The 24,154-nt window shown below is 35.8% G+C and carries 21 protein-coding genes; 4 read left to right on the top strand and 17 right to left on the bottom strand.

Features of this window, described 5'->3' with window-relative positions; translation table 11 throughout:
• The 3 genes from A2290_09150 to A2290_09140 all read right to left on the bottom strand — a co-directional run bounded on the left by A2290_09150 (position 1) and on the right by A2290_09140 (position 4,399).
• Positions 1-1,179 (bottom strand): hypothetical protein, encoded by a 1,179-nt coding sequence (locus A2290_09150; protein OGC15057.1) that lies wholly within the window; start codon positions 1,177-1,179, stop codon positions 1-3.
• On the bottom strand, positions 1,169-2,878 hold the full coding sequence (locus tag A2290_09145; protein ID OGC15056.1) for a hypothetical protein: 1,710 nt from the start codon (positions 2,876-2,878) through the stop codon (positions 1,169-1,171). The genes A2290_09150 and A2290_09145 overlap by 11 nt, the downstream gene beginning before the upstream one ends.
• A 1,281-nt stretch (positions 2,879-4,159) precedes the next feature.
• Positions 4,160-4,399 carry a hypothetical protein gene (locus tag A2290_09140; protein ID OGC15055.1) on the bottom strand — a complete coding sequence of 80 codons (240 nt, stop codon included), beginning with the start codon at positions 4,397-4,399 and terminating at the stop codon, positions 4,160-4,162.
• Between the two features lie 181 nt (positions 4,400-4,580).
• On the opposite strand from A2290_09140, the gene A2290_09135 reads away from it, so the two are divergent.
• Positions 4,581-5,201: a hypothetical protein gene (locus tag A2290_09135; GenBank protein OGC15054.1), complete on the top strand. Its 621-nt coding sequence runs from the start codon at positions 4,581-4,583 to the stop codon at positions 5,199-5,201.
• 44 nt (positions 5,202-5,245) lie between these two features.
• Here A2290_09135 and A2290_09130 read toward each other — a convergent pair whose 3' ends face one another.
• From A2290_09130 to A2290_09080, 11 genes are all read right to left on the bottom strand, one after another.
• A complete protein-coding gene (locus A2290_09130) occupies positions 5,246-6,169 on the bottom strand; it encodes an AmmeMemoRadiSam system radical SAM enzyme (GenBank protein OGC15053.1) in 924 nt (307 codons plus the stop codon).
• A 47-nt stretch (positions 6,170-6,216) separates the two neighbouring features.
• Positions 6,217-9,090, bottom strand: coding sequence for a hypothetical protein (locus A2290_09125; GenBank protein OGC15052.1), 2,874 nt, complete (start codon positions 9,088-9,090; stop codon positions 6,217-6,219).
• The gene (locus tag A2290_09120) at positions 9,087-9,854 is read right to left on the bottom strand and encodes a hypothetical protein (protein OGC15051.1); all 768 of its coding nucleotides are present in this window, start codon (positions 9,852-9,854) and stop codon (positions 9,087-9,089) included. The genes A2290_09125 and A2290_09120 overlap by 4 nt, the downstream gene beginning before the upstream one ends.
• 3 nt (positions 9,855-9,857) lie before the next feature.
• Positions 9,858-11,321, bottom strand: coding sequence for a glycine dehydrogenase (aminomethyl-transferring) (locus A2290_09115; GenBank protein OGC15050.1), 1,464 nt, complete (start codon positions 11,319-11,321; stop codon positions 9,858-9,860).
• 1 nt (position 11,322) lies between these two features.
• Positions 11,323-12,432, bottom strand: coding sequence for a glycerol-3-phosphate ABC transporter ATP-binding protein (locus A2290_09110; protein ID OGC15049.1), 1,110 nt, complete (start codon positions 12,430-12,432; stop codon positions 11,323-11,325).
• 15 nt (positions 12,433-12,447) lie between these two features.
• Positions 12,448-12,909 (bottom strand): 6,7-dimethyl-8-ribityllumazine synthase, encoded by a 462-nt coding sequence (locus A2290_09105; protein ID OGC15091.1) that lies wholly within the window; start codon positions 12,907-12,909, stop codon positions 12,448-12,450.
• Positions 12,905-14,125 (bottom strand): bifunctional 3,4-dihydroxy-2-butanone 4-phosphate synthase/GTP cyclohydrolase II, encoded by a 1,221-nt coding sequence (locus A2290_09100; protein ID OGC15092.1) that lies wholly within the window; start codon positions 14,123-14,125, stop codon positions 12,905-12,907. The genes A2290_09105 and A2290_09100 overlap by 5 nt, the downstream gene beginning before the upstream one ends.
• Positions 14,126-14,151: 26 nt before the next feature.
• Positions 14,152-14,808: a riboflavin synthase subunit alpha gene (locus A2290_09095; GenBank protein ID OGC15048.1), complete on the bottom strand. Its 657-nt coding sequence runs from the start codon at positions 14,806-14,808 to the stop codon at positions 14,152-14,154.
• A 378-nt stretch (positions 14,809-15,186) separates the two neighbouring features.
• Entirely contained in the window at positions 15,187-15,585 is a 399-nt protein-coding gene (locus A2290_09090; protein ID OGC15047.1) for a transcription antitermination factor NusB, read from the bottom strand.
• 1 nt (position 15,586) lies between these two features.
• On the bottom strand, positions 15,587-16,933 hold the full coding sequence (locus A2290_09085) for an acetyl-CoA carboxylase biotin carboxylase subunit (GenBank protein OGC15046.1): 1,347 nt from the start codon (positions 16,931-16,933) through the stop codon (positions 15,587-15,589).
• Positions 16,934-16,974: 41 nt separating this feature from the next.
• Positions 16,975-18,060, bottom strand: coding sequence for a peptide chain release factor 2 (locus A2290_09080; GenBank protein ID OGC15090.1), 1,086 nt, complete (start codon positions 18,058-18,060; stop codon positions 16,975-16,977).
• A gap of 230 nt (positions 18,061-18,290) precedes the next feature.
• On the opposite strand from A2290_09080, the gene A2290_09075 reads away from it, so the two are divergent.
• Positions 18,291-19,925 carry a hypothetical protein gene (locus tag A2290_09075; protein OGC15045.1) on the top strand — a complete coding sequence of 545 codons (1,635 nt, stop codon included), beginning with the start codon at positions 18,291-18,293 and terminating at the stop codon, positions 19,923-19,925.
• 73 nt (positions 19,926-19,998) lie between these two features.
• Here A2290_09075 and A2290_09070 read toward each other — a convergent pair whose 3' ends face one another.
• A complete protein-coding gene (locus tag A2290_09070; protein ID OGC15044.1) occupies positions 19,999-20,274 on the bottom strand; it encodes a hypothetical protein in 276 nt (91 codons plus the stop codon).
• Positions 20,271-20,528, bottom strand: coding sequence for a hypothetical protein (locus A2290_09065; protein ID OGC15043.1), 258 nt, complete (start codon positions 20,526-20,528; stop codon positions 20,271-20,273). Before A2290_09065 ends, A2290_09070 begins: the two co-directional genes overlap by 4 nt.
• Before the next feature lie 118 nt (positions 20,529-20,646).
• Between A2290_09065 and A2290_09060 the strand changes: the two genes are divergently transcribed.
• Positions 20,647-21,225 carry a hypothetical protein gene (locus A2290_09060; GenBank protein ID OGC15042.1) on the top strand — a complete coding sequence of 193 codons (579 nt, stop codon included), beginning with the start codon at positions 20,647-20,649 and terminating at the stop codon, positions 21,223-21,225.
• 57 nt (positions 21,226-21,282) lie between these two features.
• Entirely contained in the window at positions 21,283-22,692 is a 1,410-nt protein-coding gene (locus tag A2290_09055) for a hypothetical protein (protein OGC15041.1), read from the top strand.
• A gap of 6 nt (positions 22,693-22,698) precedes the next feature.
• On the opposite strand, the gene A2290_09050 is transcribed toward A2290_09055, so the two are convergent.
• Positions 22,699-24,150, bottom strand: coding sequence for a hypothetical protein (locus A2290_09050; protein ID OGC15040.1), 1,452 nt, complete (start codon positions 24,148-24,150; stop codon positions 22,699-22,701).
• Positions 24,151-24,154: the final 4 nt, after the last annotated feature.

Genomic DNA, 24,154 nt, shown 5'->3' with positions numbered 1-24,154 from the left:
TTACATTTTTAGCTTTCTATCATCCCATATTATCTCTTTCCTAAAAAATTTTGACAAATTCTTACGTTTATAACTAAACAAAACATTAAAAAACAATCTTAATTGCCTACGCCAATTTAAATTTTTAGGCCATCTGGAATTATACCAACTAATAATTGACCGGCTCCTTAGATTAAAATTTTCCCAAACATTTATCTCCTGTTTTGTAGGCTTGGGCCACTCATCAAAGCCAAAAAGCCCTATAGGAATTTTAAAACCGGACCATAATTGTGAAATTTTCACAGCAGATTCAACCGCCAATCTCGCGCCAAAAGCAACACTTTTATCTTTAAGCTCATCTATTCTGTTCTCCGCAATAATTTCTTGGAGGAGCAAACTAATATCATAAAGCCAGATCAGCCTCATCTCCTCGCCATGAATCATCCTCGCATGAATTGCAGCATGTATTAATGAATCTATCAAATCAAGAGTTTTAAAGCTTAAGAGTTGCCCCTTTACTTCTATTTTTCTATCAAAAATAGCCTTCATATCATTATCAGGATTATTCATCCCCAAAAAACCATGTAAAGACCAGTGTAAATCGATAACAGCCTTTTTATTATTTTTATCGATAAACACTTCTTCAATAAAAACCTCTTTAAGATTATCAAAAATATGATTTTTACATTCATATTTCAATGCCAATAAAATTTCTTCCCCCCTTTTTACCTGATTCGGAAGAATCAATATATCAATATCGTTGCTTGGACGAATGGCGGAATTGGGATAAATCATTTTTTCGTAAGCTTTCCCTTTCAAAACCAGATATTCAATCTTTTCTTTTTCAAAAGCCTCTAAAATAAGCGCAAGCTGAGAATCTGTTTTAAGCGACCGGGCAGAACTCAACAAAAAAACATTCTTTAAATAAGAAAAAATCTTTTCCGGAGGATGTAATTTTTTTGGAAGTAACTTTATATGCCAATAAAATAGCGGCAATACTCCATGAAGCGCTAAAAGCTTAATAAAACTTTGCCAATCATCATAGGAATATATAGGGAGAACAACTTCTTTTTCATCTCTCATAACCTGAATAAAATAGTCCAATAATCCATCAGGCGCGTTTAATAAAGCATTTTTGGGCATGCCGGATAGTTTTAGCTCTTTATGAAGATTTTTAATTTTTTCTAAATCAGTTAACATCTAATTTTATAATCCTGTCCGCCGCTTTTATTGTCGATTTTCTATGAGTCACAAAAATCATGGTTTTATTTCGTATCGCTTTTGGGAGTATATCAAAAATCGACTTTTCCGTTTCTTCATCCAAAGAAGATGTCGGTTCATCCAAGATTAAAATATCAGGATCTTTTATTAAAGCACGCGCAATCGAAAGTCGCTGCCTCTGCCCTTCGGACAAGTTGACTCCATTTTCACCCAACAATGTAAAATATCCTTTAGGAAGAGTTGTTATAAAATTATGGATATCGGCAATTTGTGCCGCTTTTTCAACATCTTCCTTTAGCACCCCAGGATTACCATAAAGCATGTTATCCATTATTGTCCCCGAAATAAGACGCGTATTTTGAGATACATAACCAATGTGACGGCGCAATGAATCAACTGAATAACTTTGAGCAGGCACGCCGTCAAAAAATATCTCTCCGTTTGTAGGCCTATAAAAATCAAGCAATAAGCTGATAAGAGTTGTCTTCCCAACTCCGCTTGGGCCAATAATAGCAACATGCTCATGAGGAAAAATAGTAAAAGAAATATTTTGCAATATCAAATCTTCCCCATTATAAGAAAAAGAGACATCGCGAAAAATTATTTCTCCTTTTAATTTTTCAGCAGTAATTCCTTTTCCATGTTCTTCGGGCAGAATATCATAAAAAGCAGAGACTCTTTCCAGCGCAGCCAAAGAGCTTTGCATAATAAAATTTGTATTTGCTAAGAACTGGACAGGATTGTATACATAAGTTAAATAAGTAAAAAAAGCAAACAAAGATCCAGCCGTCCAATTGCCCTGAACAACAAGAGGGATTCCGGCAACAAGGATTATAAGTTTAGAAATATCACCCAAAGACCCAATTATTAATTGAGCAAAAGACTGTACAGCGCTCTGCTGCAAAGAAATTTTATAGTTTTCTGTTATCTCTTTTGTTATTCGATTTACTTCCTGTTTTTCAGAAACAAAAGCTTTTAGCAGCGAGACAGAGGAAAGAGCTTCCTGCATCCGTTTTAAAACATTGGCCCCCTGCTCCATTCCATGATGGCTTAAAACTTTAACTTTACTTGAAAAATAATAGATACAAAAACCAAAAAGAGGCAAAACAAGCAAGACCCCCAAAGCCAATCGCCATTCAAGATAAAAAAGCAATGCTACGCCCACACAAAAACGAATAATATTTGTTATTATATAAATTATTGTGCCGGAAAAAAACCACTGCAGTTCATTTGCATCATTGTTAAGCCTGGACATCAAATAACCGGTCTCTTTATCATCAAAAAAGGCTTTTGGAAAATGAAAAACCCTGTTTAGCAAATCCGTTTGAATGTCAAACATCACACTCTGCCCAAAACGTTTTAAATGAAACTGCTGGAGCATTTCAGTCAATTTACTAAACAACTGAAGAAAAACAAAAAGCAGCACTACCCATAAAAGCAAATTAAGCTTCTTTTCTAAAATTACAGTATCAATTAAAAACCGTTGAACAAGAGGGATTCCATAAAGAGCAAATGAACTCAGAAAAACCAATATCACACCTAAAACAGCTTTTGTCCAATGCTTAAGAAAAAAAGGGAATAAAATCTCAATTTTTGGCTTTGAAACCTTACTAGAAATTTGATCTTTTGTTTTTTTATGGGAAAGGCCCTGTTTTAAGTAGAAAAGCCAGTTTTGCATCCGGTTAAATCCTTTTTTTAAGAAGTATAACATAAATTATCTTTATCATGATAAATACATATTACAGAGACTGGTGGCAATAGTACACAACTCAGTGGCAAAGAAAATCAAATGTCAAAAGCTAGCTCCTAAAGAGCTTGTTTGATAAAACGGAAAAATCGTAGAACAAATCAGCAACATATAAATACATAAAAAACAAAAAGGCTCTAAAACATGGAAAATCCTAAAGCCTTAAAAACATCCGCATTAACTCGCGCTTAAATCTGAACAAGTCCCGCCGCAACCAGATATACGACAAGTCCCATTATCAGAATCAGGGCCAGCGGCCTCCCACTTACAAGTAGCCAAAACATTTTCTTCTGCATTCTCCCTTATGAACATTGTCAAAACAGGTTTTTTCCATATCTTTTTCATAGTTCTCTCCTTTTTTAATTTCAGTTTACATGTATGGTATTATAATGTTTTTTATTTGTCAATAAAATAAAAACCATAAATTATTAAATAATGTCAAGCTATTTATAATTGGATATAATTGGACATAGTTAAAACATCCAATTAGGGCAATGTCGCAAAAAATACTAAGGTAGCAAGACCAACGGTAAAGCAAACGCTCGAAGTACTGCTCAAATTAAAAAGGATTGAACGCATTGGATTGGGAAGAAGTGCAAGATATAGGATGCTATGAATTTTGGTTCCGTCACGGTTCCGTGAGATGAGTAAAAATCATAAAAACTTTACGCTTTTCTGGACAAATGCGTAAAGTTTAGAAACCACTTTTTTATCCGTAGCATCTCCACTTTTTGTTGCTATAGCTTTGTTTTTATGACTGTTACAAGATAATTTGTAGTTAAGAAGGTTAATGTAAGGTGAGTGGGCTATCAGGCTCATAACCTTGAGGTCGTAGGTTCAAATCCTACCCCCGCTAGTAAATTTTACGAAGTAAAATTTACCCTCAATCCTTCTCCTTCTCCTTCTCCTTATTTTCAAGCCTTCTAACCTATAGTACTTCGTAAAATTTAAGGATAAGAATGAAGGTTAAGAATTAGGAAATATAGGTTTTAGGGGTTCGGTTCCGTGGCGGTTCCGTGAGAAAAGATATTTTTATAGTTTATTTACTGCATTTAGAAGGTTATCTTGTCCAAGATGTGCGTAGATTTGAGTGGTTTGTACTGAAACATGTCCGAGTAGCTTACTTACATTATAAATATTTACTCCCTTTTGAACTAATCTGCTGGCAAAGGTATGTCTAAGAGCATGAACAGGCTCTCCTCCAAAAAAGGGTCAATCTCTGTCAACAGTTACACAAGTCAAAGTTTTTACAACAAATCCGGTACTTTGGATTTTTTTAATCACATTTTCGCCAATAGTTTTAAGGTCAGAGGCTTCAACAAAAATTATTAAATCATAAGGACCAGTAACCAAATGAACAGTTTTAACTTCTTCCAAAGCAGCTATTATTTTCTTGAGATCAGTTGATTTTCCAGGAATACATTCTATTAATATATATGCTGATGTCGGCATCATATCTCCTTTGTAATTCTATCTATTTGTATTGTTGTATTGTATTTTGTTGATAGTATAACTGTCAAGTGATAGAATTAAGAGTATCAGAATATCAAAGCGTCAGATACCGAATTAAAAACTATCTTGCTCATCTGACAATCTGGTTATCTGATACTCTGATATTCTAACAGGAGGCATTATGTGGACAAAAATAAGTAATTACTTTTTAAGGGGATTAATAACTTTATTGCCTCTTTTAGTAACTATCTGGTTATTGTGGTTCATGTTTAATTTCTTAGATGGGATTTTAGGAAATATAATAACAACTATAGCAGGGAGGCATTATCCGGGACTTGGGCTTATTGTAACCGTATTACTTATATTTATAACCGGCTATTTCGCTACGCATGTCTTTGGAGCAAAAATATTCCAAATAGGAGAACAAATTCTATGCAAAGTTCCGATTGTAAAAAGCGTCTATTCATCCGCAAAGCAGATAAATGATGTCTTATTTATACATAAAGGTGAAAGTGAATTTAGAAGGGCTTGCCTTATAGAATATCCCAGGAAAGGCATATATACAATGGGTTTTGTAACTTCCGATGCCGCGCATGAAATTGAAGAAAAAACAAAAAACAAGCTTATAAATATATTTATCCCTAACACCCCCACCCCCGCAACAGGATTTTTGATTATGGTTCCAGTGCAAGAAGTAATCCTTCTTGAAATGAGAACAGACGCAGCGTTTAAATATATTGTTTCGGGCGGTGTGCTTCAACCTGAAAGCAACAGATCACATTCTTCAAATGTTGAAGAATGAGTTAACCCCAATTATTCACCCCGATTAATTATCATAATCGGGGTTTATATATTTTTAGGCGCATTTCCTAAATGAACATATTTCAAGCCGGCATCATGCCCAATTTTTTCAGCCATTTTTAGCGTCTCAAGAGGTGTCGGTTCCAAATAAGAAAACTCAAAATACGGGAAAAATCTTGTCACATGCCACGGAGTCTCAGATCCCAGTTCTTTTGTTATCCACTCCGCAATGTCTTTTAATTGTTTCTCATCATCATTAATCGTTGGAATGACATTTGTAACGCATTCAACATGTATCCCAAGCTCTTTTGCCTTTTTGGCAGCTTTAAGGATATGAGTAAAATCATAAACATTTGCCAATTTTATATAAGCTTCATCTGTAAACCCTTTTATATCAACCCTATAAGCATCAAGATATGGGGCTATCATTTCAAGAGGAGGAATAGAGGTATAACCATTTGTCACCCAAACGGTATAAAGATTATTTACTTTCGCAAGCTTCGCTCCTTCAAAAGCATATTCAAACCAAATCGTCGGTTCATTATAAGTCCATGCAATTCCGGAAGAATTATATTTTTTGGCAAGCTTAATTAAATCTTCAGGAGCTATTTTGTGATAAGACAACTTTTCGTTTGAAATGTCAGCATGTGCTATTTGCCAATTCTGGCAATGACCACATTTCATATTGCAACCGTAAGTGCCAACAGATAATACCCTTGTTCCTGGATGAAAATGATAAAGAGGCTTTTTCTCTATCGGGTCATTTGCAATAGAAGAAACAATATTGTAAATCAATGAGTAGAGTTTTCCATCAATGTTTTGCCTTACACCACAATACCCTACACTTCCATTTTTGATCCTGCAATCACGGGGACATAAAAAACAATGAACATTTTCACCCCGATGCCATAATCGGGGTTCATTGTCTGATTTCTCATAAAAAAGAGCCTCTTTTTTTTGATCAAACACTATATAATAATTTTAACATAAACATTTAAGACAAGGTAAGAAATGCTTTACATACTAAATGTAAAATAAATTTCATCTTCCCCCCCCTGATCCAACCCCTTAGCATAGCCCATATTAACAGAGACAGGAAACATCCCCCACCCATTTATAGTAGACAACCCAAGTTCAGCGCCAATAGTCCTCTTCCAGTCAATAATAGAAGCAGAACCAAATGTCGCCCCCACCTGATCATAAAAAAACTTACCGTATATTCTGTCCAAAAATAGATATCCATATCCAAAACCATTTTCAGGATAACCTACAGGGAAAATATATTGGATTGACCCTTTTGCCGATTTTGATCCGGAAATATAGTTATAAGGATAACCTCTTACAGAAATATTTTTATAACTAAATCCACTCTGGACAAAACTGTCACCATAATTTATATTTCCTGTCGCGCTTAATCCTAAAACATGATGAGGAGTAAACATTTTATGATAAGTTGATCCACTAATAGTATAACTTGTCAAATTATAGTCGGACCCAGCATCTTTGGAATAAAGCCTCGTTGCAATGGATAACGATACCCCCCCCTCCGGTGCAACCGAATAACCAAAGCTCCTTAAACTGTTATACCGATAAGCAGCAAAATATCCTCCTAATTTTCCCAACGTTGGCTGATTACTTAAACCCTCTAAAGAAGAAATATTGCTCAAATTATTATACTCATAGCCTACGGAAACCGATTGCCTGTCAAACTCAGAAAGAAACCTATTGTCGTATAAAGAGAGATAAGCCCCCAAATTTTGCTCGCGTTCCCAATAAGTTTTTGTATCAGAATCCCACAAATAAGAATAAGCAACATCCCCTGCCGTAAAAGTCAATTGTGGCAAAAACTGATCATTATTATAGATAAAAGAATATGTAGGCCTTCGAGCTGTCCAATCATAACCAAATTGCAAAACCGAATACTGTTGCCCTAAAACATCAATTCCGGCAGTATATGCCAGCATATGATCCCCATTCTCATCTGAATAAGAATAAGGAAACCAAAACTTAGGCAAAAAAGATGGCAATGGATTATAATCATATTTTTTTAACACAACATCATCTTTTACTCTTGCCTCATCTGTTTCAATCACTGATTTATATTCTTCTTTCTTGTTGTCAAAATTTATTTTCTTCCAAGAAGAAGGGTCAAAATCAATTAAAGCTAAGTCACAACCTTTCTCCGTATAATTAATATACGCTATTTTTTTGACGTCAGAAGAAACATTTGGCATTCCAGCCATTCCTAAAACATTTGTTATCTTATAAATTTCGGAGGTTTTCAGATTAAAAGCATATATATTGGGAACACTGCTTGCGTCCGATTCAAACAAGAGATATTTCCCGTCAGGACTAAAAGATGGATTGCCTTCTATTGAAAGTTTTTTAGTGGTCATTAACTTTTCAATGCCTGTATTAACATCAACAAAAACTATTTTCTGCTTACCTTTTACCCATTTTGCAACAGCAATTTTTTCCCCATCGGGAGAAAATTTAGGAGATAAATACTGCTCTTCCTCGTTTGATGCCGTAAATTTTCTTTGCCCTGAACCATCACTATTCATAATCCACAAGCTTTTCGTTCCAAGATTATTTCTTACAAAAACAATTTTTTCCCCGTCAGGAGAAATTGCAGGATCAGATGCTCGCGCCCCTTCTGTTAGCCTTTTCTGCGAACCTGTTTTTAGGTTTAAACTATAAATATCTTTAAAATAATAATAATTTTTATATATATCCCCTTTTGTAAAATATAAAATATCACCGTTAATAGTCATAGAATCGTCATAAAGTATCCCTTCCAAGATTTTATTTTCTTCGCCTGTTTTTACATCAATACACTTAATCCGTGAGGAATCATCCATGTCAGCGCTGGTATAATATATTTTTGAAGAATTGCTCCTCCATACGGGTTTGGCTTTAAAATATCCGGTATGTGTTAAAATTTTCGGAGAAGTTACGGTTTCTTTTTCTATGTTTTTCTTTTTTTCTTCCGATTTTTTTATAAGATCCTCTTCCCAATCTTTCCAAAGAACCCACAAAGTTTTGCCAAAAATATTAGAAAATGCCATATCAATACCATAAGAAAGGACATAATCACCGTATTCCTGGCTTAAACGATATATTTTCTCTTCTCCATAAGTATTAGCTAAATATTGTATAAAACTGCTTCCGTACAAATAAGCGACATTTCCCATCGGCCATCTTACTGTTGAAACGGAAGCTTGCTGTATACTCTTCATATCTTTAGACAAAGCTTCCATTCTAAGGCACGCTTGCCATCTTGGGTCATCAAGCCTTCCGCCTTTAGAAAATTTCGTCTCTTCATATACCGCTATCCCTTCTATAATAAATAAAGGATTTAGAAAGTTAGGAAAAAAAGACCGCCCCAAAAGCATTTTAAAAAGGACAGTGCTCCCTTCAACCGTATCCAAATGAAGCAAATGAGTATATTCATGGACAAAAACAAAATGCAACCAATCATCATAAGAAAAAGGTTGCGCATTAGAATCCATATTAGCCACAAAAATATAAATCAATGGGTTTGGCAAAACCGTAGTAAAACCGTTTGTATAGTCAGTATTATCCAAAAGGACAACATCTGTTTTAAGATCAGGAGTATGCCTAAACAGAGGAGATAACCTTAAATGAACTTCTTCCGCAATTGAAGCAAGTTTATATGCTATAGGTTCCAATTTATCATAATAATTTATTTTAAAATGAAGGGTCTCCAAAGTTTTCCATTTTAGGGATGGATCAATTGATGTTGCAGCCTCGCAAGGAAATCCAAATGACAAAACCCAAAATCCAAATAAAACCCAAAATCCAGAAATCAAAATAATTCGAAATTTGGATTTTATTCGTCTCGATTCGTTCGGGACGTAATTTGTCATTTTAAAGATATTCCCAGCCTTTCTTTAAACCCTTGTGTTAAAGCGTATTTAATCTCATCAAAGACAACTTCCCGCCCTAAAACTTCTTCAACACTAATAGCATTATAGCGTTTAAATGGCCTTTTTAAAACTGAAAAAATCCTTTCATCAGATTTCCTGACAAAAATAGAACCCTGTTGAAGTATTGCATTTTTCCCTCGTTTCTGAGCGCTCCCCACAACTTTTTTGCCCTCAACTACAATTTCATGTTCAGCAGGATAAGAAAAACATAAACCAGGTTGTCGGCGGTTTGTGATTTGTTGTCGATGGTCTGGTGTCTGTTGTTTGATATCCGCTTTAATCCCAATACTCTTCAAAGCAATGACAACCGCCTCTGATATAAAAAGATAAGACGATATAAGCCCTTTCGGTAAAATTGGATTTTCAGCTGGCATAATTAAAGAATATGTAATTTCCGCTGTATTATGAAAAACAATTCCCCCGCCTGTCGGCCTTTTTACAACCTCCCACCCCAAAGATTTTGCTTTTTGCATATCAATTTCTTTTTCTTCTTTTTGAGAATAACCAAGCGATATACAAGGAGGATAAAAAGAGTAAATACAAATTACATACAAATCATCCTTGGCTTCACATTTTTGAAAAAGGGAAAGATCGCGTTGCATGTGAAAAGAACCTGATTTGTTTTTATCAATAAAAAGACTGAATTTTTTCATACTAAAATTAACGGAGTAGAATAAAACATAACAAAAAGCTAAACCATTCATTCTTTAGCAACAATAATCCCTCAATATGGGCTCCCTCGCAGCTCTTGTTTCATTAAGACGGCGAACAGGAGTAACATGAGGAGCTGACATTACAATCTCAGGATTATATTCACATTCTTTGGCAATTTTAATCATAACATCACAAAATGCATCCAGAGTCTCTTTTGACTCGCTTTCTGTAGGTTCAATCATTAATGCCTCAGAAACAATAAGTGGGAAATAAATTGTAGGCGGATGAAAACCATAATCAATTAACCGTTTTGCAATATCAAGAGCTTTAACTCCATATTTTTCTTTCTGCCATTTTGCGGAAATCACAAATTCATGCTGGCAAACTCTATCATAAGGCAAAAAATAATACTCTTTTAACCGATTCATCATATAATTAGCATTTTCTACCGCTTTTTCAGAAACTCTCCTCAAACCAAAAGCTCCAAGATTTCTTATATAGCTGTAAGCTTTTACCAAAACATTAACATTTCCGTAAAACGAATGCACTCGACCTATACTCTTTTCTCCCTTATCCAATATCCCATACCCCGTATCCTTTTTAATAATTCTAGGTCCTGGCAAATATGGTTCAAGTTTTTCATTTACCCCAACAGGCCCAGCCCCGGGCCCCCCTCCACCATGCGGGGTTGAAAAAGTCTTGTGCATATTAAAATGAGCCACATCAAATCCCAAATCCGCAGGACGACAAATACCAAGATTTGCATTCGCATTTGCCCCGTCATAGTAAACAAGACCTCCTACAGAATGAATAAGCTCAACAACTTTCAGAATATGTTCATCAAACAGGCCAAGCGTGTTTGGATTAGTAAGCATAAGTCCCGCAGTATCTTCCCCTGCTATTTTTTTTAAGGCCTCAACATCAATATTTCCATGGGAATCAGACGAAACAACTATAGTTTCAAACCCAACCATCGATGCCGACGCAGGATTGGTCCCATGCGAAGAATCAGGTATTACAATTTTATTTCTAACAGAGTCGGTATCCGACGGTCTGTTGTCCATAAAATAAGCCTTCATCATTAAAAGAGCGGTCAACTCACCATGAGCCCCCGCAGCAGGCTGAAGAGTAAAGGCTTTAAAACCAAAAATGGCACAAAGATATTGTTCCAAATTATAAAGCAACTCGAGAGTCCCCTGGATTTCCGATTCATCTTGCATTGGATGAAGATTTGTAAAGCCGGGCATCGCAGCTATCTCTTCATTAACTTTCGGGTTGTGTTTCATGGTACAAGAACCAAGAGGATAAAAATGAGTGTCTACCGAAAAGTTTTTTTGTGATAATTTTGTAAAATGTCTTACCACTTCTAATTCAGACAAACAATTCAAGGGCAATGTTTCTCTCAATAAATTAATTGGAATTAAAGTCTCTAAAGGCTCTGAAGTGACATCACAAGAAGGAATTATTTTGGAAAAAGACTCTTCCTTTTCTTCTGTATTAACCGATCCTTTATTCATCTTAGATTACCGATTTTTGTGTTTCTACATCAAATAGATGAATTTTGCGTAAATTAAAAACAACAGTAAACTTACTGCCAGGAGGAGTATCTGTCATTACTCCAACCCTGGAAACAAGTGGAATATCTCCTACTTTCAAATAAACATAAGTTTCAGACCCCATAAGTTCTCTAAAATCAACCTTTGCATCAATTGTAAATTTTCGATCTATCCATGCGGAAGAAGGAACATCCCATATATCAGAAGGTCTAATTCCAAAAAGCATATTTTTATCTTCATAGCCCTCAAGATATTCACCGTACCCCAAATCTTCTGTAAAATCAATTTTAAAACTGCTGGCTTCAAAACTATATATCTTCCCTTTTTTTCTTAAAACACCTTTTACAAAATTCATTGGTGGAGATCCTATAAAACCTGCAACGAATCTATTAGTAGGTTTTTCAAACACCTCTATAGGAGGAGCCACCTGCTGCAATTCTCCGTTTAAAATAACAGAAATTCTCTGTCCCAAAGTCATAGCCTCAACCTGATCATGGGTAACATAAATCACTGTAGCATTAAGTTTTTGATGAAGTTTTTGAAGTTCAGCCCTCATTTGCACGCGAAGCTTGGCATCAAGGTTGGACAAAGGTTCATCCATCAAAAAAACTAAAGGCTGTCTGACAATCGCACGCCCTAATGCAACCCGCTGCCTCTGTCCTCCGGATAATTGTTTTGGTAATCTGGTTAAAAAATCTGTCAAACCCAAAATTTCCGCAGCCTCTGCGACTCTTTTATCAATCTCACTCTTTGAAATTTTTCTAAGTTTTAGGCCAAAAGCCATATTATCATAAACTGACATGTGAGGATATAACGCATAAGATTGAAAAACCATTGCAATGTTCCTATCTTTTGGAGGAACATCATTAACACGTCTATCGCCAATATAAATATCGCCTTCTGTAATTTCTTCCAACCCTGCAATCATTCTAAGAGTAGTTGTTTTCCCGCAACCGGAAGGACCAACAAACACCATAAATTCCTTATCTGTAATCTCCAAATTAATATTTTTAACCGCTACAACATCGTCTTTAAATTTTTTGGTCACATTTTTTAGTACAACTCGAGTCACAATATCGCCCCTTTCTTAAAATTCTTTTCCAAGGTTTACCATTTCAATAGCCGAAAGCGCAGCCGTAAATCCTTTATTTCCTGGTTTTGCACCCGCACGTTCTAGCGCTTGTTCCAATGTGTCAGTTGTAAGTATACCAAAAATAATAGGAATTCCCATGTCCAAAGAAACGTTGGCAATTCCTTTTGCTACTTCTGACGCCACATATTCAAAATGGGATGTCGCACCACGAATAACAGCCCCAAGACAAATTATAGCATCATATTTTTTAGATTCAGCGAGTCTCTTTGCAACAAGCGGTACTTCAAAAGATCCAGGGCACCAGACAACTGTCATCGAAGTATCCTTTGCTCCATGCCTTTTTAAACAATCTAACGCCCCATTTAGCAACCCTTTGGAAACCATGTCATTAAACCTAGAAACCACTATACCAAATTTTCCTTCCGACGCATCAAGATTAGCTTCCACTATTTTAATCATCTTTAATCACTCCTCCTAAAATATGCCCAAGTTTTTTTGATTTGGTTCTTAAATAATGCAAATTATACTTATTGGGCTTAACCTGTAAAGGAATTCTCTTTACAATCTTCAAACCATATCCTTCAAGTCCGACCACCTTCTTAGGATTATTCGTCATCAATCTAACTGTAGTAAGCCCTAAATCTCTTAATATCTGAGCGCCTACCCCATAATCTCTTAAATCAGGAGGAAATCCTAATTTTTCATTGGCTTCAACGGTATCATATCCTCTATCTTGTAGTTCATAAGCCCTGATTTTATTGGATAGGCCGATCCCCCGCCCCTCCTGTTTCATGTACAATACCACACCAAGCCCTGTAAATTCTATTTTCTTTAAAGCCTCGATTAATTGATCCCCGCAATCACATCTGCATGAACCAAAGACATCTCCTGTTAAACATTCTGAATGAACCCTGACTAAAACATCTGTCACTCCGGAAACTTTGCCTTTGACTATAGCTAAATGATGATCGCCTGAAACAAGATCAAGATAATCTACTAAGGTAAACGTACCATATTTTGTAGGCAATTTCGCCGTTGCAATTTTTTTCACCAGTTTTTCTCTTTTTATTCTATACTTAATAAGATCCGCAATCGTCACAATTTTTAATTCATGTTTTTTTGCAAATTTAAACAGATCTTTTACTCTGGCCATTTTTCCATCATCTTTTATGATTTCACATATAACCCCTGCGGCTTGTAGTCCAGAAAGAGATGCTAAATCAACAGCAGCTTCTGTGTGTCCGGCTCGTTTTAACACCCCACCCCTAACCGCACGAAGAGGAAAAACATGCCCGGGACTTACCAAATCATCCTCTTTTGATTTTAAATTAATCAATATTTCAATGGTTTTTGCCCTATCTGAAGATGAAATACCGGTTGTTACTCCAAACAAATGAGCCGCATCAACCGAAACAGTAAAAGCGGTCTTCATTTTCTCTTTATTGGAAGGAGTCATAGGCTGAAGTTTTAATTCATCGATACGTTCACCCGTCAATGGGACACAAACCAATCCACGGCCAAAAGTTATCATAAAATTAACAGCAGACGGGGTTATCTTTTCGGCAGCCATCACCAAATCGCCTTCATTTTCACGATCCTTGTCATCAACAACTATAACAAACTTGCCGTTTCTGATATCTTCTAAAGCTTCTTCTATTTTATTAAATTTCATAACTATTTCCGGCCGCATAGACATTTTTAATTGTCAACAATTCCCATAGGAAGAATGCCCGAATCAATAAAAACCTGTTCAGTAGAAGTTACTGGCGTTCCTTTAAGCAATCCTTCTAGATATTTTGCAATGATATCAACTTCAATGTTAACCTCATCGCCTATCTGCCGCCCAACAAGATTAGTATTTTGAGCTGAATGAGGAATTAAAAAAACAGAAAAACCATCTTTATATAAATTAGCAACAGTCAAGCTGACTCCATCCAACGTCACAGATCCTTTCAAAACAACATATTGTTCCAGACCTTTTGGCAAATGGAAGAAAAGTTCATATCCTTTTTCATTAACCCTTTTTTCAACTATTTTGACAATCCCATCAACATGCCCTAAAACAATGTGGCCGGAAAGTCTCCCATTAAAAGATAGCGCCCTCTCCAGATTAACCTTCTGGCCTACTTTACAACGAGAAAAATTTGTGGTCTTAAGTGTCTCTTTTGAAACTGTTGCGGTAAAAGTATTGCGAGAAATATCTATAATGGTCAAACAAACTCCATTAACAGCTATACTATCACCAACAGACAAATCTTTGAAATTTTTTTTAATTGAAATGGTAATAACGCCGCTTTGTCCATTATTCAGAAAAGAAGTGATAATCCCTATTTCTTCAACAATCCCAGTAAACATTATTAATATATATTTTACTATAAAATACGTAAAAAATCAAAGCAACTCAGTGTAAATCTTCAGTTCTCCCAAACGTTCCAAATAAACCCCGATTATGATAATGGGACTGTTACAAAATATATAATTGTGTCATGGGTCTGTTGCATAATGGTCATTCCCGTGAAAACGGGAATCTATTTCTCAGAAAACAAGATGGATCCCCGCTTTCGCGGGGATGACAAATTGCAAAAACCGCTATTATGCAACAAGCCCGTCATGGTGAGCTTGTCGAACCATGCGTAATTTTAAGGCTTTCGCAACAATCCCATAATCGGGGTAAACGGTTTTGTTGTCATCAGAAAAGTTCGTAACTATTTCAAAAAACTGACAAGTTACAAATCAGCAAGCCTTAATATACCCGCCTAAAATCCCGTTAATAAATTTGGCAGCTTCAAAAGAAGAATATTTCTTGGCAAGTTCAAGCGCCTCATTTATTACAACTTGAGGAGGAGTTTTCGTAAAAATCAATTCATATAAAGCCACTCTAAGTATATTCCTGTCAACTCCGCTCATTCTTTCAATCGGCCAATCTTTGGAGTGTTTTTTTATAATAGAATCTATCTCGTCTTTTTTATCAAAAGCGCCGCAAGCAAGATGTTTAGCAAAAGACAAACTCTCTTCTATCATATTCTCTTCTTTAGAAAGCCTCTCTATAATTTCTAAAACTTTTGCCAAACCAAAATCAGCTTCATATAAAGCTTGCATCGCAAGCCGTCTGCCGGTGGTTCTTTTTCCCATGTTATTCCTTTAAAAAATGATGCTCAACAAAATGCGTAGAAAAATGACCAGATCTAAAAGCTTTACTATTCATAACTTCCAAATGAAAAGGAATTGTAGTTTTAATTCCGTCAACTACAAATTCATCCAAAGCTCTCTTCATGCGAACAATAGCTTCATTCCTATCTTTGCCCCAAACTAATAATTTTGCTAAAAGCGAATCATAATAAGGAGAAATTTTATACCCTGAGTAAGCATGGCTATCAACTCTTACTCCAGGCCCTCCCGGAGGAAGATAACTAGTAATTTCTCCTGGGGATGGCCTAAAATTCTTAGCAGGATCTTCAGCATTTATCCGACATTCTATTGCATGGCCATAAAATTGAACGTCTTTTTGTCTTAAAGAAAGCTTTTCTCCCGCAGCAATGCTTATCTGCTCTTTTATAATATCAATGTTAGTAATCATTTCAGTAACAGGATGTTCAACCTGAATACGAGTGTTCATCTCCATAAAGTAAAACTTCCCATCACAATCAAATATAAACTCTATCGTCCCGGCGCTTGAATAATTCACGGCTTTTGCAGCTTTTACTGCAGCATTCCCTAGTTTCTCCCGCAACTTATTGTCCACAACAGGAGACAAAGCCTCCTCAATAAGCTTTTGATGTCGTCTTTGAATTGAACAGTCACGTTCTCCTAAATGAATCACATTGCCATATTCATCCGCAAGTATTTGAACTTCTATATGGCGGGGTTCTCCAATGTACTTTTCAATATAAACCTCAGGATTTCCAAAAGCAGCGCCAGCTTCGGCTCTTGCCATTTTAAACGCATGCAATAGCTCACCTTCCGAATGAACAACTCTCATCCCCTTTCCTCCGCCTCCAGCTGTCGCTTTAATTAAAACAGGATAACCAATTTTTGAAGCTATTTTTACCAATTCCTTTTCGTCAGAAACATTTCCGTCAGAACCTGGAACAACAGGAACGCCAGCTTTTTGCACAGTCATTTTTGCCGTGCTTTTATCTCCCATTTTTTCCATTGCTTCTTTAGCTGGCCCGATAAACTTAATCTTATGTTCCGTACAAACATCTGTAAATTTACCGTTCTCAGCTAAAAATCCATATCCGGGATGGATTGCCTCCGCGCCCGAAAGCTCGGCAACTGCAATAATACTTGCAATGTTTAAATAACTTTGCGTCGGAGAAGCAGGCCCGATACAATATGATTCATCAGCAAGTTTAATATGAAGGGAATCTTTATCTGCTTCAGAGTAAACCGCAACAGACTCTATATCCATTTCTTTTAAAGCTCTTATTATACGAACAGCTATTTCTCCGCGATTTGCAATCAACACTTTTTTAAACATATAAAAAAACAACCCCCTGCAACAGACAAATTAAAAGTATACTATATTTTCATCTTTAGTGCAGCCTCAATTAAACTATCTATCTCACCATCAATAACAGATTGGACATTACCTATTTCAACTCCCGTTCTATGGTCTTTAACCATTGTATACGGTTGAAAAACATAAGAACGGATTTGGTGTCCCCATTCTATTGCTTTTCTTTCACCTTTTAATTCTTCAATTTTATCTTTATGTTCCTTTAGCATCATTTCATACAATTTCGCCTTTAAAATTCTCATGGCATACTCACGATTCTGGTGCTGAGAACGCTGTTGCTGGGATTGGACAACTATACCGGTTGGAATATGTGTGATTCTAATAGCAGAAGATACTTTATTTACATTTTGGCCTCCGGGTCCGGACGCCCTAAAAGTATCAACCCTCAAATCGCCTGGATTTATATCAACCTTTATATCCTCCGCAACTTCAGGCGCCACTTCAACTGAGGCAAACGAGGTATGTCTTTTCCCTTCTGACGAAAAAGGTGATATTCTAACCAATCTATGAACGCCTGTTTCCGCCTTTAAATATCCATAGGCATATAATCCGGATATTATAAGAGTAGCGCCCTTAATTCCAGCCTCCTCCCCATAAGACATATCGGCAAGTTCAACAGAATATCCTTTAGATTCCGACCAACGGGTATACATGCGAAATAATATTTCTGCCCAATCCTGAGCATCAGTTCCTCCTGCTCCCGAAGCTATAGTTAGAATTGCATTGTTTTGGTCATAAGCGCCAGAAAGCAATGCCGTAATTTCAAGCGAGGCAATCTCTTTTTTTATGTTTTCAAATTCTTTCCTAATCTCAGCCTCTTCCTTATCGCCGGAAGCAAGCTCAGTTAAAACTTTTATATCATCAAAATTATCGCGAAGATCATTATAACTTTTGGTCTCTTTTTCAAGAGACTTCATCTCTTGAAGCGTTTTTTTTGCCTTGTCGGGATTAGACCACAAATTATCCGATTGAGTCTCTTTTTGCAACTCACTTATACGGATTTGCTTGGTGTCAACTTGCAAAAACTCTTTTATTTTATCAATACGGGCACTTAACTCCTGAATCTCTTTTTTTAAATCATCAAGCATAATAGAATTCAATCTTATCATTTTCACAACTTAAAATTAAGCGAATATTTTTTACCCCCCCCCTAAAAAAATAAATTGAACCCCGATTATTCACACCAGAATCAATAACTAACAAATTATCAAACATTACTTACGGTATGAATAATCGGGGTGAAATTTCCAGTTTTAACCTCCGAAGAAGTTGTGTGCATAAAAAAGGTTTTTAAATAAATAACGGAGGCAGATAAAAAATGAGTGATATGACAATTTATGCTTTAGGAAATATGTGTAGGAGGAATGGGAGTAGTTGTCAGGCAAAGATAGTAGAAGAGGATGCAAAGAATATATATAATGAAGCATCAGAAAAATTTCCAGCGGATCAAGAGAAGATTGATGGGGCATTTATTGAGGCCGCAAATTTAGATGGAGACGATAACCTTTCTCCCGAAGAGGCTCAAATTGTTGCAGATGCAATGGAATATTATGGCGGGGAAGTTGAATCTGTTCTTTCACTGACAAGGTGCTTGTCCGCGTTAAAAAATTGCACTGAAGTGGATGATTTAATAAAAATTGAAGTAATAGAATTTCTTTTGGAAAATGGCTGTACAGAAGAACAGATAACAGATGGCACTATTTTACTGGAAGATGGCGGATGGTATGTTAACTTAAATATAAACAGTAAAAGCAATTTTACAATAGGCGGAATTTCATTAAGCGTGCAATATCCATATGCTCCTTATGTAACTAATAAAAAACCTTTAAAGTTAAGATTATATTTTGATGGCAATAAACATACAACTGATGATCCGTATTTGTCTATTAACATAAAAGATCGAAAAATTTATGTTTCGGCAAATTTAGCAGAAGAGCTAACTCTCTCTTTCGGGGAAAATAATCCTTTTATTGATAAGCAAACAGGAAGTGGAGATTTTGTCGTAAGATTCAATCATAGTGAGGCAGGTTTAAGTTTTGAGAGTTATCCAGCAATCAAGATAATAGTCAGCGAGGATCGGAATAGTTACCCTTTTTTCATTGAAAATGGGAGCGTGACTGTTAAAATAAACAAGAATTATCCTGTAAGAGTTGAAGATAATGGAAGAAATGCAAAATCAACGCCGTCAACTATTGTTGTTGATAGCACTCGCTTGGATACAAATGAATGGGGAGAAACAAGCCCTTCTTCATTTAAGTATAATTTGCCGGTAACTCCCAATCTTACACAACCAACAAATTCTTTCAGTGGCTGTTCTTCTTCAACCGATAGCAGTGGATATTCTATGCAAGATTTTAAAAGAGATACAGGAATTGAAATACCCGAAAGATTCTCTAACATTAATGATATAATATTAAGATATCTGGCATATTCAATTTTGTCTCTTCCTCTTGCGGCACAGGGAAAAGTTAAAGTCATTGAATTTGGTATGAGCGATAATGGTGTCATTTTTAATAAATTCCCAGAAATTACTTTTAATAAAGATTCAGGCTTATTATTTCTTCCCAGCACTACATTCCCAATTTATGGCAATGTTTGTAGCGATTCTTTTTTCGATGCGCTTTGGGTTCATAGCGATTGCGCAGAAGAACCTCCTCGTCTTTTGATAGGATTGGCAGACATACATCAAACCGTCATTTCTGCAGTTGTGCCAGAAGATGTAATAACCAAATGGCAACGGCACCCTTCTCCTCTTGCCGACTCCTCTTCCACTCAACAGATTAGAGAAGAGATTGGATATTCGTTGTATAGACTTGTTACCAGTGGAGATCGGTTAATAGAACTATCTGGTGATAATCAAACTAGGTATAATAACAATTTAATCTTGCTAGAAACTGCAGGACTTGTAACCTCTCAACAGATTGAGGTTATTATAAATAAGAATGCTAAATAAATGGCTCTTCGCAGTTTTGAGTGGGTAAATATAACAGAATTTTAATGAAAATGATTAATCTAACAGAATTTTTTCAAAGATTCTTTAAAAACTTTCTAATGTCATCATGATTTCCAATTATCAATAGTGTTGTTTTTCCATCAACGAGAGAAAATAAAATTCTATCTTTTATTGAGGCTCTTATTTCCCAAATGGTTTTTCTTAATTGTTTTAAACCTAATCCTTCAGTCTTTATCCCTGAATCAAAAAATGCAACTAATTCTGAAACAGCTCTTTTAACTTCTTCTTGCTTATAAAAATCAAGCTTTTTAAAGAGCCGTTCAAAAAGAGCCGTTGTAAGAAATATCATTTTTTTGAAATCTTTTCCAAATGAAGCAACAATTCATTCCCATCTTTAAAAGATTTATTTTTCTTGTTATCGGCTAATTTTTCTAGTTTTTTAAACTCTTCATCGTTAAAGGTTTCTTCTTTAGTTTTTGGTGTAATTATTATTTTATATCCGTCATCGGTTACTTCTACATAATCACCTTTATGCAGGCCAACTCTGTCAAGAATCAAGTCAGGTATTTTGAGCATATTTTTTTCTTTAATTTTTTGAACCATATTTTATTTCCTCCAATAATTAATTATCATATAATAAATAAAATTACTAAGCAAGCTTGCAAAATATCAAAAATTTTATCATTAATTCATATTACGCAATGTTATAATATCCTTTAACATGGATTTTAAAACTATAAAAATAGGGCCTATTCAGACAAATTGTTATATCATAAGCGACAACAACGAAGCACTTGTCATTGATCCCGGGTTTGATATTGATCAGATACTTCCCCTTTTAAAAGACACAACCGTCAATGCGATTGTTTTAACCCATGGGCATTTTGACCATGTTACAGAAGCCTTTCTCCTGCAAGCCAAAACAAAAGCTCCTGTCTTAATCCACGAAAAAGATGAAACTATGATGGCCTTTACCAACAAAATGAAAGCGAACCGTTTGCTCAAAGATGGGGATGTTATAACAGTCGGAAATGAAAAGTTTGTTGTAATCCATACCCCAGGCCACAGTTCGGGATCCATATGCCTATACAACGAAAAAGAAAAACTCTTGTTCAGCGGTGACACGCTTTTTTATGGGACATATGGCAGAACAGACCTCCCCGGAAGCTCTCAAAAAGAGATGGAAAAATCGCTAAAAAAATTGCTAAAACTTCCTGAAAATGTTAAAGTTTATCCGGGTCACGGTAGAGAAACAACGATTGGAGATGAGCAATCCCTCACCCAATCTCAGTTGTTTTAATAACTTATAGTAATTAAACCCTCTCCCTCAGGGAGAGGGTGATTTGGAGAAAGTTTTTTGAAAATATTATTGGCAGGTTATAATTTAGATAACGAAGTGATTGAAGCTTTAAAAAAAGGCAAAACAAACAGAACAGATGTAACGCCTGAAGTATTGTCCGCTTCCTATGCTCGCATAAGCCGCGATCCCCGCCCTATCGACTCCTTACGCAAAGCGGCGCGGGAAGAAGTGGAAAAAGCGCGCAAATCCAACCAGAATATTATCTTTAAAATGGGGCATCACTCCGTTGCCGAACACGCGGTATTTAACTTTGACCTGATAGATGTCTCCCGTCTTGCCATGGAAGAAATCGAAAAATTCCGCCTCTGCTCATATACGGAAAAATCACAAAGATACCAAAAACTTGAAGACAATTTTTTAATCCCCGAAGAAATAAAATCGGTAAGAATGGAAAATCTTTTTGTCGAAACCCTAAAGGCACAAAATAAAGCATATCAGTCAGCTGTCGCAATAGATGTCCCGCCCGAAGATGCCCGATATATTACATCCCTTGCAACTTTAGGTCAGGTCGGAATGACCGTAAACGCAAGAAATCTTGAGCTTTTGTTCAGGAGGTTTGCTTCTTCTTCCTTAGCAGAAGTCAGACAGATCGGTAAAGAGATGTTTCGCCTTGTCGAAAAAATCGCCCCTTCTATAATTTTGTTCACGCAGGCTACGCCTCTTGACCGCGATACTTATCCTGCGCTTCAAGACTGGGCAAAAAATAATGTAAAGAATAAAAATAATAACAATACAGAAGAAGTCTCCTTAATTAATTTTGATAAAGAAGCCGACAATATTATTTTAGCCTCCCTCTTACATATTTCAACAGATTTAGATTTTAATACTTGTCTAAAAGAAATTAAAAAATTAAGCCATAAAAAACAATTGGAACTCATAAAAATCTCCCTTAAAAATTTAGAATTTTTTGATTCAACCATCAGAGAATTTGAATTTTCGGATTTAACTTTTGAACTTATTATATCTTCGGCTTGTTTTGGACAATTAAAAAGACACAGGATGGCAACAACAACTGCTCAACCGTATAATCCAAAACTCGGAATAACAGTTCCAAAAACCATAAAAGAAAAAGGGCTTGAAAAAGAATTTGTAAATATTGCCGTGGAAACAGAAAAAGCATATGAAAAAATTTACAGAAAAAAATCGTTAGCAGCTCCTTATATTTTGACAAATGCCCATCGAAAAAGGGTTCTATTTAAATGCAACGCAAGAGAACTTTATCATATAAGCCGTTTAAGAGAAGATAAACATGCCCAATGGGACATTCACTCAATCACAAATAAAATGGTTTTTCTTGCCAAAAAAGCAATGCCAATATCAATGATTACAATCTGCGGAAAAGATTCATATACTGAAGTTTTTAAATCCGTTTTTGGAAAAGAACCAAAAATAAAACCCGTTTATTAACCCCGATTATCCTAATCGGGGTTTGTCCCGCGCGGTCATATACTCATCAAAGACATCATAACCGTATCTTTTGCATATTTGACCGTTTAAACCAAAGAGATGAGCAACTGTTTTAATTACATCCTTAGCCTCTTTTATGTCGATTGCCCGTTCATCTCTTATGAAACCTGTCGAGTTAAATACTAAAATATCAACATCAAAACAAGTAGAAAGACTTAAATTATGGTGTGAATATTGAGACCAGTTGATATTTGGATTTCCGCTATGCAACACTCCGCGCAACTCATTGTGTACAAGATCTGTCATAGATCCCACGCTGGCCGCAAACCCCTGAAATATATTGGTTAGAACCATCTCCCACGACACAACTCTTCCCTGTTTGTCAAAAGCTTCAAAATAAAAACTCAAAATATCCTTTAAATTATTAGTATCTTTCGGCAATAACTCCTTTTCGCTTAATCCTTTAAATTTCATGCTATAATCATAATAGCCTGCAAAAGGAGATAAATTTTTAAACAAATCATATGGATCTTTTGTTTGTAACAAGCCCATCAATTCTGATATTCTGACATTTGACATCGGTCTATTATCCGGATCTTTTAATAGATAAGTCTCAACAAAAACATTTGCAGGTTCTTTCCCTTCTTCATGCAATTCCAAAAAGTCCATCATTTTTCTTGCATTTGCTAAAACAGTATATTCTTTAACACCATCGTCTTTCTCTCTAATCTCTATAATTTTTCCGTCAGCTAATATGTCTCTTATAGAAAGAAGAGTATTCTTTATAAACTTAGTATCTAGGCTGTCTTCCAAATCACCTTTTATCTCCAATGTAATTGGGATCCTTTCTACTTCATGGGATTTTACATCATGCAAAAGGATCCTATCATTAACGCCATATATTCTGTCCAGGGCTTTTACTCTCCCTTCTTTATTTTTCATTGCATGCTCTAAACTTGCAACCATATCCATATCTCTTTCGACTTGTCCCTTCGAAACGCCTCCCATTATACCTTGACTTCCACGCTTAAAAGCAATTTGCAAGAAAGCTGTATCAGTATTACTGTTACCCGATATTTTTGATTTAGAATATTGCCAACCCATAACACTTTTAGAAGCCCTGATCCCTCCCCCTTTTGTTATTTGAACAACACCATTTGCATAACTTCTTGGAAAAGACCTGACATGCACGGTATCTTTCAGATAAAAACCGGGATCTGCCATATATACCGTGTCGCCATCAACAGTAGGAACAGGAATTTGATCCACCATAAGCTTTTCCACCAGCTTGATCTTTCCTTTATACCGGCCATCATGATACCTGCTTAACAGATAAAAGATCATTTTATCAAGCAATAAAATAGCTTCACCATTTTTTCTTATCCATGGGCTAGTCAACAAACTTTTCACCCTGCGTCTGAACTCCTGAGGGCTCTCTTTTACAAAACATCTTTTCATGATT

The sequence above is a fragment of the candidate division WOR-1 bacterium RIFOXYB2_FULL_36_35 genome (assembly GCA_001771505.1).
In the GTDB taxonomy this organism is placed as follows: domain Bacteria; phylum Margulisbacteria; class WOR-1; order XYC2-FULL-46-14; family XYC2-FULL-37-10; genus XYB2-FULL-36-35.
The sequence above is the reverse complement of the archived record's forward strand: the minus strand, read 5'-3'. Positions and strand labels throughout refer to the sequence as shown.